11 protein-coding genes are annotated in these 13,178 nt (G+C 64.3%); all 11 read left to right on the plus strand.

Features of this window, described 5'->3' with window-relative positions; translation table 11 throughout:
* Positions 1–257 precede the first annotated feature (257 nt).
* The 11 genes from MJD61_11985 (at position 258) to MJD61_12035 (ending at position 13,134) form a co-directional block, all read left to right on the plus strand.
* Positions 258–1,877: an NAD(P)H-hydrate dehydratase gene (locus tag MJD61_11985; protein MCG8555988.1), complete on the plus strand. Its 1,620-nt coding sequence runs from the start codon at positions 258–260 to the stop codon at positions 1,875–1,877.
* Positions 1,878–2,245: 368 nt separating this feature from the next.
* On the plus strand, positions 2,246–4,306 hold the full coding sequence (locus MJD61_11990; GenBank protein ID MCG8555989.1) for a protein kinase: 2,061 nt from the start codon (positions 2,246–2,248) through the stop codon (positions 4,304–4,306).
* Positions 4,307–4,648: 342 nt separating this feature from the next.
* A complete protein-coding gene (locus MJD61_11995) occupies positions 4,649–5,734 on the plus strand; it encodes a hypothetical protein (protein MCG8555990.1) in 1,086 nt (361 codons plus the stop codon).
* 236 nt (positions 5,735–5,970) lie between these two features.
* Positions 5,971–6,201, plus strand: a complete 231-nt coding sequence (locus MJD61_12000) for a hypothetical protein (GenBank protein ID MCG8555991.1) — start codon at positions 5,971–5,973, stop codon at positions 6,199–6,201.
* Entirely contained in the window at positions 6,191–6,736 is a 546-nt protein-coding gene (locus MJD61_12005; GenBank protein ID MCG8555992.1) for a hypothetical protein, read from the plus strand. The genes MJD61_12000 and MJD61_12005 overlap by 11 nt, the downstream gene beginning before the upstream one ends.
* Positions 6,737–6,748: 12 nt before the next feature.
* The gene (locus MJD61_12010; protein ID MCG8555993.1) at positions 6,749–7,939 is read left to right on the plus strand and encodes a hypothetical protein; all 1,191 of its coding nucleotides are present in this window, start codon (positions 6,749–6,751) and stop codon (positions 7,937–7,939) included.
* A 16-nt stretch (positions 7,940–7,955) separates the two neighbouring features.
* On the plus strand, positions 7,956–8,876 hold the full coding sequence (locus MJD61_12015; GenBank protein ID MCG8555994.1) for a prolipoprotein diacylglyceryl transferase: 921 nt from the start codon (positions 7,956–7,958) through the stop codon (positions 8,874–8,876).
* A gap of 105 nt (positions 8,877–8,981) precedes the next feature.
* Positions 8,982–9,839, plus strand: a complete 858-nt coding sequence (folD, locus tag MJD61_12020) for a bifunctional methylenetetrahydrofolate dehydrogenase/methenyltetrahydrofolate cyclohydrolase FolD (protein ID MCG8555995.1) — start codon at positions 8,982–8,984, stop codon at positions 9,837–9,839.
* Positions 9,840–10,046: 207 nt separating this feature from the next.
* Entirely contained in the window at positions 10,047–11,879 is a 1,833-nt protein-coding gene (locus MJD61_12025; GenBank protein ID MCG8555996.1) for a collagen-like protein, read from the plus strand.
* On the plus strand, positions 11,876–12,481 hold the full coding sequence (locus MJD61_12030) for a hypothetical protein (protein MCG8555997.1): 606 nt from the start codon (positions 11,876–11,878) through the stop codon (positions 12,479–12,481). Before MJD61_12025 ends, MJD61_12030 begins: the two co-directional genes overlap by 4 nt.
* Entirely contained in the window at positions 12,454–13,134 is a 681-nt protein-coding gene (locus MJD61_12035) for a hypothetical protein (protein MCG8555998.1), read from the plus strand. Before MJD61_12030 ends, MJD61_12035 begins: the two co-directional genes overlap by 28 nt.
* Positions 13,135–13,178 lie beyond the last annotated feature (44 nt).

Genomic DNA, 13,178 nt, shown 5'->3' on the forward strand with positions numbered 1-13,178 from the left:
ATGGATGAGTTGTTCTTCCGTGGGCCCTAAGGAGGCTCCGCAACGCGAGCCGCGTTACACTGTCCCTCGATGCCAGTGTCCTGGATCCCTGGTTTCGTACACAAGTCTGCGAGCGATTGGCGTCGCTCGCGCCGGCGAATCGACGCCGGCTGCGATTCCATTCGATGCAGTGCGGCGCTATTTCAAGGAGATAGTCAACAGGACGGTCGCTGGCTCGAGCGGCGTCAAGGGCCGATGAATCATGTGCGAAATCTGGGATGCAGGACACTAGCTTTGGTTGGACCGCCGCCGCTGTGCTTCACTTGCGCGCGCCGAACGGCACGCTTGCAGGCGCGCGCATGATCGGCCTGTGGACCCGGGATGAGGTGCGCGCCCTGGACCGGGATGCCGTGGACCGACTCGGCGTTCCAAGCCTGGCTCTGATGGAGAACGCCGGCTTGGGAGCCACGCTCGCGCTGCTCGAGCACTTCTCTCGTTCGCTCGCGCGGATCGTGATCGTGGGCGGAACCGGTCAGAACGGAGGCGACGCGTGGGTGGTGGCCCGGCAGCTACGCGTCCGAGGTCATCGTCCGCGGTGCGTGTTGCTGGGGGAGGCATCGACGGTACGCGGCGACGCACGGGTCAACCTGGACGCGCTCGCCAATCTGGGGATTCCGCTGACGGAGGTCGGTTCCGGCTCGGGGCTTTCAGCACTGGGCGACGCTCTGGCGGATGCGACGTTGGTGGTCGAAGGGCTGTTCGGCACGGGCCTCGATCGACCCGTGACCGGGCACTTCGCTGAAGCGATCGAGCGTATCAACTCCTGTCGGGCCGCGCGGATGGCCCTGGACCTTCCGAGCGGGGTCGACGCGGACACGGGGCGCGTGCTCGGCAGGGCCGTGCGAGCGCAGTTGACAACAACGTTTGCAGCCCACAAGCGAGGCCTGCACCAATACCCTGGAGCCGAGCTGGCCGGCAAGATCGTCCGCATCCCTATCGGTGTGCCGGCTTCCGATGAAGTGTTGGCCCGGATTGTGGAGCCTGCGGACGTGGGCGCCTGGCTGGCAAGGCGTGAACCCGATGTCCATAAGGGCAGCGCGGGTCATGTCCTGGTCGTGGCTGGATCGCCGGGCCGCACCGGTGCGGCGATGCTTGCGGGCATGGGTGCTCTGCGCTCAGGGGCGGGCCTGGTGACGCTTGCCTGTCGGCCTGCTGCGCGGCGCTCCCTGGACGGCAAGGTGGTCGAGCTCATGACCATCGAGCTTTCCGACTCACTCGAGGTAGCTGTACCGGTCGCTCTGCGCGAGGCGTCGGACAAGAGCGCCGTGGTGGTTGGACCGGGCCTTGGCCTGGAAAAGGAGGCGCGTTCGCTCGTGTTTGCGCTTGCCGAGCAGGCGCCCGTGCCGACCGTGCTCGACGCCGACGCCTTGACCCTGCTGAGCGGCGAGCTGCCGGTTCTGAAGCGTGCGCCGGCGCCTCGGGTTCTCACACCGCACCCCGGAGAGGCTGCTCGGCTGCTGGGCGTCACGAGCGGCCAGATCCAAGCCGATCGCTATGCAGCCGCTGTCCGGATCGCAACGGAGTCGGGGGCTGTCGTGATCCTGAAAGGCGCGGGCACGGTGGTGGCGGATCCCGGCGGACGGCTGCGTGTCTGTCGCCGGGGCACGCCCGCCCTTGCCACTGCGGGAAGCGGTGACGTGCTGTCCGGGGTAGTGGCAACCCTATTGGCCGGCTTGCCAGCCTTGGAGGCCGCCTCCGCGGCAGCGGTGCTGCACGCGCGGGCTGCCGAGCTTGCGGCGGTTTCCGACCGAGGCATGTTGGCCAGGGAAGTCGCTCAAGCGTTGCCGCGGGCCCTGGAGAAGGTGCGGGGCCCCGCCGACCCTGCTCGCTTATGTTAGAACGACGTTGCACGAGGCCGAATGAGGTTAGACCAGTTTCTCTGATTGGGTGTACAATTGACTGGCGTAGGGCTGGTGTGAGAGAGTATGCTACACATACAACACGCAACATGGAGCCTGGCGAGCCAGATCGCAGCGCTGTGTGCGGAGTTGAACGATCCGCGGCTGGGGGGCGGCCCATGTCGGGTTGTGGTTCGTGGGGACAGGGATGGCTATACTGATCTACCGGTGCACGGTGCTCGACAAGGGTCCGGGTATGGCCTGCACGCGAGCTGCGAGGGCGTACAGGTGATGCTCGCAGCGCGTTGGTGTCGCATGGCGCTTGGGAGCACGCGTTCGGGGCGACTGAGAGGTGGAGGGCAGGGACCATGAGTGGGACCAGAGCTGCAGCATCGGGCGGCGATCCGCTGACCGGTCGGGTCATCGCCGCAAAGTACGAGCTGGGTGAAGTGCTCGGCACGGGATCGATGGGCAAGGTCTATCGTGCGACCCACACAGGTTTGGGGCGCACCGTGGCCGTCAAGATACTGCACGGCTCGTACCAGAACGAAGCTCGGATGGTGGCTCGTTTTCACCGCGAAGCACAGGCGGCGAGCCTGATTCATCATCCGAACGTTGTAGAGATAATCGACTTCGGCCAGGAGCAAGACGGCACCCTCTATATCGTCATGGAGTTCTTGGAGGGCACGAATCTCCGTCTCTTGATCGAGGAACAGGGGTTGACGCAAAGCCGGGCCACCTACCTCATGGCGCAGATTCTGTCGGCGGTCGCGGCTGCGCACGCCAAGGGGATCGTCCACCGCGATCTGAAGCCTGAGAACGTCGTCGTGGTCTCCAAAGAGGGCGACGACGGCCAGCAACTCGAAGTCGTGAAGATCCTCGACTTCGGCATCGCCAAGATCAAGTCCCGCGGCGCGGCCGGGGGCGTGATGGCCCAGACCGTGGAGATGGCCACCGGCACACCGGAGTTCATGTCACCGGAGCAGTGCAGCGGCAAACCGCTCGACGAACGCAGCGACGTGTACTCCTGCGGCTGCCTGCTGTACGTGCTGCTCACCGGGAGAGTGCCGTTTACCTCGGAGAGCGCTGTCGGGACCGTGCTCAAGCAGGTCAACGAGGCGCCGATCCCGCCCTCGCAGTGCAACCCCAAACTGTCCTCGCATTTTGATGCCATCGTGTTAAGGGCGCTGGAGAAGAAGCCCGACGATCGCTATCAAGAGATACGTCAGATGCGCGGGGACCTGCTGCAGCTGGCCGACCGTCTCCAGCTGGGTCCCATTCCTCACAGCGGTCCCTTACCCACGCTTCGGTCTTCGGACACCGAAGGCGACGCGTCGGGTGTGGTGAGCTCCGAGAGGGATACACGTCCAGATGGCCGAAAGAAGGGGGGTTCGCGGCCCTTGGACGTGCCCAGTGCCAAGAGCCGATCCGGCAGCCGGATCATGCTACTCGCCGGCGCGATGTTCTTGTCGGCCGCCGGGGTGGGCATTTACGGCTTGGTCAAGAAGACGCGCTCCGCAGCTCTGGTCGCCCCCGGCGAAGTCGTCGCCGTAGCGTCCACTCCCGCTGCCATGAACGAAGTACCCGAAAGGTTCCCCCCTCCGGTCGAGCGCGAGATTGCAGTCGAACAGCGCCCCATCGCTCCGCCGGACGACGTCGTTCCGCCGGATGGCATCGCTCCCCCGATCTCCCCCAACGAGCTCGAGGATATGGTTGCGATACCCCCGGCGCCACTGCGCACGAAAGGCGAGGAGGCTCCTGCCTTCCGGCCGGCTCCCAAGGCCAAACCGCCGAAGCGGGGTTGGACACCAAAACGCCCAGCAATCAAGAAGCAGAAGAAGAAGCGATCGGCTCGAACCGCGTCGCGCCGCCCAACCGCGAAGGCCAAGAAGGTGGAAGCGTCCCCGGCCGTTGCGACGCAAAGACAAGACACGCGGAAAACGTCACCGCAAGCCCTGGTAGCGGTCCCAGCGCCGCCACCCTCAGCGGCGCCGTCCGGAGCGACTCCGCAGCCTCCGCCAGCCGGTCAAGCCATGCCGCCTGCCGCGGCACCATCGCAGCCTCCCCCGGCGCCTCGCCCGGCAGCTCCTCCGGTCCTTGATGCAACGACGCAAATAGCTCGGTGGCAAGTCCAAGGGCCCTTGCCCTCGTCGGTGCTCCGGCGGGCGGTCCAGCGGCTTGAGGGCGATATCGATCGCTGCTACACTTCGGCGGCCCGGCGGGTCGGGAAGGATGGCTTTGGTGAGGTGCGGGTTGCGTTTCGGATAACCACGACCGGGCGCGCTTCCGCGGTCGAGACTTCCGGCGGTGGCTTGCCGGGTCTGGATCGCTGCGTGCGGGGAGTGATCGCTCGCGTGGTGTCGCGGCGCAAGCCGGATCTGGGAGAAGCCAGGGCAGCCTTCGTGGTTCAGTTCCGCAAGCCACGCTAAGGGCCCACGGAAGAATAGCTCGTCTGTATCGCCGAGGGCCGGGCGCCGTTGGCAAGGCGCAACGACGAGGGGTATTGGGGATATTTCGAGGAGGCGCAACCTAGCCAGCGGTGGTCGGAACCGGTGAGATGGATGAGTTATTCTTCTGCGGGCCCTAAGGGCCCACTCGACAACAACTCGGTGTCGGCGCTGTTTTCGAGGGCTTTTCTTGATCGACGTGAGCCGCGAGCGCGTCGCCCTGCACGGCCGCGGCCGATCGAGTTATGCTTGGCTGGGCCCAAGGGCGGTCGGAGCCGGCGAAACGGGAAAGCCATTCTTGAACGGGCCCTAAGGAGAGCAAGCATGCAACTTCCACCTTCCGCCCGCATTCTGGTGATTGCGAGCGCTTTCGGCACACTTGCCTGCCTGGGTCCCCGCGCCTCGGACGACGTCGTCGATAGCCCCGAGTGGCTACCGTTCGATGTGCCTGTTCCCGAGTGCACGTCCAATCCACGTTTGATGCAACAAATCGACAAGTTCGATGGTATCGACTCGCTCTACATTCCCAGACAGAAGGCCTACGCGGGAGGCCAGGAGGTCATGTTTTGGGATTTCGGCGTGGCGCCCCGTTTTGCCGTACCGGTGTGGCTTTTTAGGCGCTGCGGATTGGACGGCAAGCCTCTGATGGGCGATGAAGGGCAGCTGCCGCTGCGCGAGCCGATCGACAATCAAAACCCGGCAGCTCCTGTGTTCATGACGCACCCCAACCTGATCGATGTGGTTCCGGGCGACTCGTCGTACAGCCCGTTCTGGTCGATGTCGGCTGTGTGCATTAACGAAGCCGACTACGAATTCCGTGGCCGACCTATCCTGGCGAGTTTCCAGGCCATCAGTCATGCGGTGCAGGTTGGCATGGCTGCCGAGCCGATGGACATGGGGATGTGGGCAAACTGCCCGGTTGTATCGCCGCTTGCCCGGCTCGATGTGGGCTTGGGCGCGCCCCCGGTGCCGCCCCACGGGGGATTCTACAAAGGCCACAAGGTCTATTACTACCACCTCGGGCGCATGGATCCGGATCCGTGCAACCCGATGGGGCCGCCTTCGGGTGTGTACAAGCTCGACACCGCAGGGCTCGTTGCGACTGGGCTCGTGTACATGTTCGAACGTGAGACAGGCGGGCCGTCGTGTCCGCGTGTGTTTCAGTTTCCCCGGCGATTGCCGCCGCAGATGGGAGGTTGCAAGGTGCCGGAGTACAGTCCGCTCTGGCGTGAGGTGCGCGTGACCTTGATTGACTCAGCGCAGTGTTTCATGTCAGAAGCAGAGATGTTCAATAGGGCACCAGGCGGTGAGCTCGTTTACACGCAGCGAGGCAGCGCAGCGATAGTTAGGCACGAAGTCACCGACAACTACGTGAATAACGCGATCCAATGGGAAGCGGGACTGGAGTGAGAACGACCGCGTGGTTGGCATGCCTCTGCTGCGTGGTGTCCGGTGGGTGTCTGGCGGAACACCTCGCCGAGCCCGAAGTGGGAGCTGTCAGCCCATATCGATGCAGTCCAATCGGTGACAGCGATCCCGACCGGGATGTGTCGTTCTCGAATCAGATCCTCCCGCTCTTTCTGCGGCCGCCGCCAGCGCCGGGGTGCGGCTGTCATCTGCCGACTTCCCCTAACCCGGTAGGGCTCATGTCGACCGGATTGGATCTGTCAACGTTCAGTACGCTGATGGCGGGCGGGACAGGCGCGGCGATTCCGATCGTGGCTCCCGGAAAGCCCTGCGAGAGCCTGCTCGTGCAGAAGGTCGGTGAATCGCCACCGTTCGGAACCAGAATGCCTCGCACGGGCCCCCCCTTTCTCTCGGATAGCGAAATCCAGCTCATCAAGGACTGGATCGCTGAGGGAGCCCTTGAGAACTGATCGACCGGCGCCTCTCCTGACCCGACGCCTTGCAAGTGTCGCGTTGGCCGCGACACTTGCCGCCGGCTGTGGCGGAATGCAGCGCACGGGAGGCGTCGACTCGAGGATCGACCTGGAGAAACTGCCATCCGAGGTCCGGACGGCGTACCACGTTTTCGCTTCCCACTGCAGCCGCTGTCACACTATCGCGCGTCCACTGAACGCTTACGTTCGGCGAGTCGAGCACTGGAACAGGTACGTCCATCGCATGATGCGTCAACCCGGTAGTGGCATCAACCCGCGCGAAGCCAAGGTGATCCTCACGTTCCTGCACTACTACACCCTGGAGATCAAGGGGCTGAAACCCCTTCAGGATGAGCCGCAGGCGTCTTCGGAGCCGACGGGGGCGGACCTCATCGCCCCGAACCCGGGGGTCCGGCCGGTGCCTGCCGCCGCGCAGCCGTCCGAGCAAGCCCCTTCCGAGCAGCACGCACCGAACCCGCGGCAACAAGCTCAACCGCCTCACCAACCCCTCGATCCATCCCAGCAGCCCTAGAGGAAGGCTAGCATGTCACCAGGCCAACGAGACCGTATCAAGCCGCTTCTGCTGATCGGCGCGGGCTTGGCCACCGCGTTCGTCGCCGGGAGCCTGCAACCACCCGGAGCAAGCAGCCAGGACCGTAACCTCGCCGGCTCGGCCCAGGGGAGTTACGTGTTTGTTCCCACCAACTCGAATGCTCGTAAACAGACTTTCGACGGTTTCATCACGGAGGTGACGATCAAATTGGCCGTGGACTTCACGGAGCGTGTGTCAGCGCAGGTCAAGCTCTGCTACGGGTGTCACGGTGTCGAATTCGACATGGCGTTCATGGATTTTTGGGCGGCCGACGAGATCAACTTTCGTGTGGGCCGTTTCAACCCTGCCTTTGGTGATTTCCCCCTGCGCCACGACCCAGCGAACCATCGCACGATCAATAAGCCCCTGCCGTACGACATGGGGCGGATGCTGCGCTTGCGTGAGTACAACATGAGCGTGATGCCCTCGCCGTATGTCGACAACGGAGTCGAGGTCAATGGAACGCACTGGTTTGGTGAGTCGCTGCAGGTGGACTATGCCATGTACGTTGTCAGCGGCTTCAAAGGGAGCAGGGACGGTTCCGGACTCGACTATATCCAGTCGCGTTCGGGTTCGTTCTACTACGTCGACAACAACTCGAGGCCAGCCCTTGGTGGGCGCCTCGCGCTGACGTTGGATCTTGGATCCGCCGCCACGGTTACACTGGGCGGCTCGGCCATGCATGGAACCTACGATCCGGACAATCGTCTCGGATACACACTTGCCGGAGCGGATTTCTACGCGCGGCTGGGCAAAGTCGATCTTCGAGCGGAGTACCTGCGCAGGCGCACCGAGGTCCGAGTTGGTACCGATCCGTTCAACCGTTTCGCCTATCTTCCGGTCAAGAAGAACGGGGGGGACTTCTGGTCGAGCTACTTCCTCAAGGATGGGTTTTATGCCCAGGCCAACATGGAGGTGACTCCCCGACTGGAGCTCGTGGCTCGTTTCGACGGAATCCGGCGCCTTGGCAACGTGCTTGCCACCAGCCCGCTGCGCAAGGACTCGCTGGTGTTGCGCTACACGCCCGCGGTGAACGTGGTCTTCGACCACACGCTCCGACTGAAGCTGCAGGGAGAGTTCTACGATTTCAGCGATTTCAAGGACGAAATCGCTGTCAGTGCAGCACTGGTGTCCGTGTTCTAGTACTAGAACTGGACTAGTGCACCCTACGTTCGGCCATCTGCTCGGGGAACCGATTCCCGCGTACTTCGTCATGCTCGTGGCGGGGTTCGCAGCGGCAGTGTTCCTGGCTGTGCGCTGCGCTCGAAGGCTGGATATCGATCAGGATCTGTTGATCGATCTCGCCCTTATTTGCCTTGTGGCTGGGGTCGCTGGCGCGCGTATCTTGCACGTCCTGGCGGACGGCTATTTCTGGGACTACGTCCACTTGTGCACGGACCCCACCCAGGTGGTTTGGCGCACGGTCGCCACGCAGCTGGAGTGCGACCAGCTGGGCGGGCGATGGAACGGGGGCGCGCACACATGCCATCCTCCGGGCCGCGACTGTTTCGCTTGGGCGAAGTTCTGGAACGGTGGACTGACCTACTATGGCGGGCTGGCCGGGGCTGTAGCGGCCGGCTCGTGGTTCGTTGTTCGAGAGGGGCTGCCGCTGTGGCGCGTCGTGGATCTTGCCGGCCTGGTTACGCCGCTTGGTATCTTCTTTGGCAGGCTGGGCTGCTTCTTTGCGGGCTGCTGTTTTGGCGTGACCACGGACTCGGCCATTGGCCTGTCCTTTCCACCAGGGTCTGCCGCGAGCCGCAAGCAGTTCGAATTGCAGCTCCTCGAGAGTAAGGCGCTTGCGTCGCTGCCGGTACATCCCAGCCAGCTCTACGAGGCTTTGGGCAGCCTGCTGATCGCCATCTACCTGGGCCTGTGGGGTCATCCCAGGAAGCGTTTTGACGGAGAGGTGTTTTGCCTGTCGGTCGGGCTCTACGCCGCACTCCGCTTTGCGCTGGAGTTTCTGCGCGCCGACGATCGCGGATCGATTGCGGGATGGTCCACGTCGCAGCTGGTCAGTGTTGGCTTGCTTCTGTGCGTGCTGCCGCTGTGGCACCGGTTGTCTCGACGAGCACCAACCTGAAAAAGCTACGTGTGGTAGAGGGCTCCGGGTAGCGTGCCGCGAGCGCGGCTGTTAGTGTCCGGGAGCACGCTAGACCAGGAACCAGGAACCAGGGATCGGGCGAAAATGCCTGGGCAGCTTATCGATGGCAAGTCTGTTGCTGCGGCGGTTCGCGAGCAGGTCCGTGGACGGGCCGATGCTTTTGCGGCACGCCACGGACGCCCCCCTGGGCTCGAAGTCGTGCTGGTGGGTGACGACGCCGCTTCGCAGGTGTACGTCCGAAACAAGGAGCGCGCGAGCGGCAAGGTCGGGATTCGAAGCAACGTTCACCACCTCCCCGCGGACACCACGGCCGGGCGGCTCGGCGAGCTGCTTACCCGTTTGGATGCCGATCCGCTGGTGGACGGCATCCTGCTTCAGATGCCGCTGCCAGGGCAGCTCGATCCCGATGCCATGCTCAGCCAGATTCGCGCTGGGAAGGACGTAGACGGGCTGACGAACGAAAGCGTGGCTCGACTGGTGTGCGACCAGCCTGGTTTGAGACCCTGTACGCCGCTCGGGTGCATGCGGCTGCTGGCGGAGGCAGGCTGTGATCCACAGGGGAAGCACGCCGTTATCGTGGGTCGTAGCAAGCTCGTGGGCAAACCGTTGGCGCACTTGCTGCTGCAGCGCAACGCAACGGTCACGGTTGCGCATTCCCGAACCAAGTCGCTCGCTGACGTGGTGCAACAGGGCGACATCGTGGTAGCCGCTGCCGGTCGAGCGGGACTGGTGCGGGGTGCCTGGATCAAGCCGGGGGCCGTCGTGATCGACGTGGGAATTAACAGAGACGCGGAAGGCCGACTCCGAGGAGACGTGGATTTCGAGGCTGCAAGGGAGCGAGCCAGCTGGATCACGCCGGTTCCAGGTGGGGTCGGACCCATGACCATTGCGATGCTGCTCAGCAACACCGTGGACGCTGCCAACGCCCGCCTCGGCCACTAGAGGTACAACGACCAGAGCGCTGAACGGGTTGGTACCAGGCGGCTTGAAATCGGCTTGCCGGCCGGCTAGGTTGGGCTTCCATCGTGGCAGAGGGAGGCCAGTACCGGTTGCAGCACGTGCCAGGCAACGGAACGCGCAGGAGCTGGGGCAAGCGAGCGCCCGAGCGGTGCATGTTGGTCAACGGACGATAATCAGGAGGAGCGGCTAATGCGTGAGATAGGGAACACCCCTCTGGTGGTTGAGACCAAGGCCTTGTTGTTTGCGTTGTTGTTTGTGTTGTTGATCGGCTGCGCCGGTGATGCGGGTCCTGCCGGCGAGCCGGGGGCGCCGGGTGAAGCGGGTCCTGCGGGTCCTGCGGGCGATCCGGGGCCGGCACCGAGCGAGGCACAGATAGCAGGTGTGATCGACAACGTCCTCGGCGGCTGTCGCGGCCTCACGCTAAGCGCCCAGGAGTGGGATGAGGTCTTCGAGATCGGACAATTCATCGCTTCTGGCGAGGAACGCGAGGTGTGTTCCCTCCATCGGACGGGGCCAGAGGATCTGTTCATGAGCGAGTCCGAGGTGATCATGAACAAGGGCTCGCACCATGGCTTGCTGTTTCTCACCGGCTACACGGAGGTGCCCGCCAAGGACCTGAAGGGGGAGCCGGTCGAGCTGGGCAAGGTCGTCCCCTGCGAGGATGCGCCGAATTCCCGATTCGACGTGACCTCGGTGCTCTCGGGCAGCCAAGGTACGGGCAACCTCACGGCCGACGGGCAAATCCCCGAAGGCGTGGCCTTGAGGATCCCAGCGAACTCCCTCGTGGTCATGAACTACCATCTGCTGAACGCAACGGACGAGGACCTGAGCGCCTGCATGAAGATCGGGCTCAAGGGCATTCCCAGGGCCGAAGTTCAGCAGGAGGCTGGGGTGCTGTTCTTCTATAATCCCTTCATTAGCGTTCCGGCACAAGGGATGGCTCGGGCCCGGATGGCATGTCCCATGACGCAGGACATTCAGCTTGGGAGCGCGGTCTCGCACATGCACGCCCGGGGCGTGGGCTACAGCGCCCGTTGGCTCGATGCGAGCCCCTACGACCCCAGCAGCTCGACGATTCAGATGCTCTACGAGACCACGGAGTGGGAGGCGCCGGAGCCGAGGGTGTTCGAAACGCCGCTGGAGCTGAAGACGGGACAGTGGATAGACTACGAGTGTCAGTACGAAAACCCAGAGCAACGTGACGTTGCGCAGGGGCTCGATACGAGCGATGAGATGTGCATGTTCATCGGCTTGTACTGGCCCAAAAACGATGCGCTCTCGAATTGCGCCATGGAACGGGACGAGGGCATCGTCAATGCGGGCTACAACATCGGAGACGGGGCGCTGTCGGGAGCCGGTTTCCTGGAGTGCCTGTGGAACGGTCCGCTCGACTTCGAAACCTGTGGCTCCAAGCGCTGCAGGTCGCCCGAGGACCGCTACGCGACCCAAGCCTGTTTCACCCAGAGCTGCGAGGCCGTCGGGCAGTTCAGCCGAGCCTATTTGGATTGCGCCGGCGACAACCTGGACACCTGCCAACGGCAGTGCACTGCGGCCGCCAGCGAGTACCAGACCTTGTGTGCGATCACGGCAGTGGCGGAGGGCGGCTGCGCCGAGAAGTTCGGCAGCGATGGCTCCGACGGTACCTGCGCCACCTCAGCTGAAAGCTTGCACGAGGCTGAAGCACGCTGCCGGCAGGCTACCCGCCAACAGGCCCTCGACCAGGTCTGTCGCGGATTGCCGCAGGCGGCCGGGGGCTGTGCCGAGGTCTGCGATGTGCCGGATGCGATGGCTTGCAGCGCTTGCCTGGGCAGCGTGGATTTCGTCCAGACCAACACAAGCTGCCGCAACGTGCGCAGCCTGCGCTGCCTCGGGGAGCAGGTGCAGGCCGTGGCCGAGAGCTGCGTCAAGGAGTGCTTCGCCGAGTGCCTGCCGCAGGCCATCGGCACCTGCACCATCGATTGCCTCAGCTCGGGGCCTTGCGGGACCGAAACCAGCGGATTGCTTGGAGCCACCTGCAAGTGAGTCGGCCGGCGCCGGAGGCTGCGGCGCTGCTTGCCCTGGGACTGGGATTGCTGGTCGTGGCCGGCTGCGACTCGGAACAAGCTCAGGTTCCAGCCGACGCCGGCTCGGAGCCTGGATTGGATGCCGGAGGGGGCGCGGGCGGGCGTGGCTCCGACGCTGCAAGCGACGCCCCGCCAGGCGAGCCCGGAAGCGACGCCGGCGCTTGTGGTGCAGGCCAGACACGCTGCGGAAAGCGCTGCATCGATCCGATCACTCCGGACATCCAGTCGCTGCACAAGAGCATCTTCAAGACGAGCTGCGGGCTCAGTACCTCCTGCCACGCCGGCGGCTCGGCGAAAGAGGGGTTGAGGATGGCGACGGTGTCGGACGTATTCGACACCGCCGTTCGGCAGCCCTCTCGCCAGCGGCCGGCCGTCGCAATCATCGAGCCCGGTGATCCTGGCAAGAGCTACCTGCTCAACAAACTGAGCGGAATGGACATCGCCGCCCGGGGCAGCACAGGCATCCCTGCCACCGCCATGCCGCCGCCTCCGAACGGCATGCTCTGCGAGCACAAGATTCGTATGATCGAGCAATGGATCGCGCAAGGCGCGAAACGCTGACCTCGTGTCTCGACTCCTGTCCGCGCCTCGGGCGAGCGGTGCTGCTTTGGCTGCTCGCGGGCTGCTCGGGCGGCGATGCCTCCACCGGCGCCGTGCCGCTGCCTGCAGGAGCAGACGCTGGCCGTGACGCCCTCGTGACGGACGCCGCGGCGCCGGATGCCCCCGGGGCCGATGGCGGAGCCGGACCCTTGCGGCAGCGCCGGATGCTCGTGAGTCATCGCCTCTGGCGTCCCGCAAGCTCGGCGGAGGATCCTTCCAGCCACAGGCCGAGCTCCATCGCGTGCGATCGCAGGTCCTACGGACGTGAGATCTTGGCGGGCGAAGAAGCCTTCTTCGTGAAGACCGACAAGTGCAACTACATGGCGGCGCGTCAATCCACGATCGTCGATATCCGCAAGGGCGATCGAATCAAGCTGCGGCTCTGGCACTTCCGCCTCACTGCACCGCCAGGCGCCCGGGTCCACAGCGCTCTGTGGATCGGGGATCACGTGGTGCTGGACAAGCACTTGCCGATCCCGCGCAAAAGCGGGTTGATCAGCAAGACCTGGATCGCCCCCCAGGATATCGCCGCGGGTGCGCAGGTCCTCTTTCACATTCACAATCATGGCGACAACGAATACGACCTTGTCGAGCTCAGCACCGGCTCGCCGTAACCGTTGACCGAGTTGTTCGCGGCGACGACGGCTCGGGCAGCGTT

This window comes from Pseudomonadota bacterium (genome assembly GCA_022361155.1).
In the GTDB taxonomy this organism is placed as follows: Bacteria; Myxococcota_A; Polyangia; order Polyangiales; family JAKSBK01; genus JAKSBK01.

Bases quoted from the DNA above. Each gene is read 5' to 3' on its own strand.
- MJD61_11985 (MCG8555988.1), top strand. From the start codon at position 258: ATGCAGGACACTAGCTTTGGTTGGACCGCCGCCGCTGTGCTTCACTTG.
- MJD61_11990 (MCG8555989.1), top strand. From the start codon at position 2,246: ATGAGTGGGACCAGAGCTGCAGCATCGGGCGGCGATCCGCTGACCGGT.
- MJD61_11995 (MCG8555990.1), top strand. From the start codon at position 4,649: ATGCAACTTCCACCTTCCGCCCGCATTCTGGTGATTGCGAGCGCTTTC.
- MJD61_12000 (MCG8555991.1), top strand. From the start codon at position 5,971: ATGTCGACCGGATTGGATCTGTCAACGTTCAGTACGCTGATGGCGGGC.
- MJD61_12010 (MCG8555993.1), top strand. From the start codon at position 6,749: ATGTCACCAGGCCAACGAGACCGTATCAAGCCGCTTCTGCTGATCGGC.
- folD (MCG8555995.1), top strand. From the start codon at position 8,982: ATGCCTGGGCAGCTTATCGATGGCAAGTCTGTTGCTGCGGCGGTTCGC.
- MJD61_12025 (MCG8555996.1), top strand. From the start codon at position 10,047: ATGCGTGAGATAGGGAACACCCCTCTGGTGGTTGAGACCAAGGCCTTG.
- MJD61_12035 (MCG8555998.1), top strand. From the start codon at position 12,454: ATGGATCGCGCAAGGCGCGAAACGCTGACCTCGTGTCTCGACTCCTGT.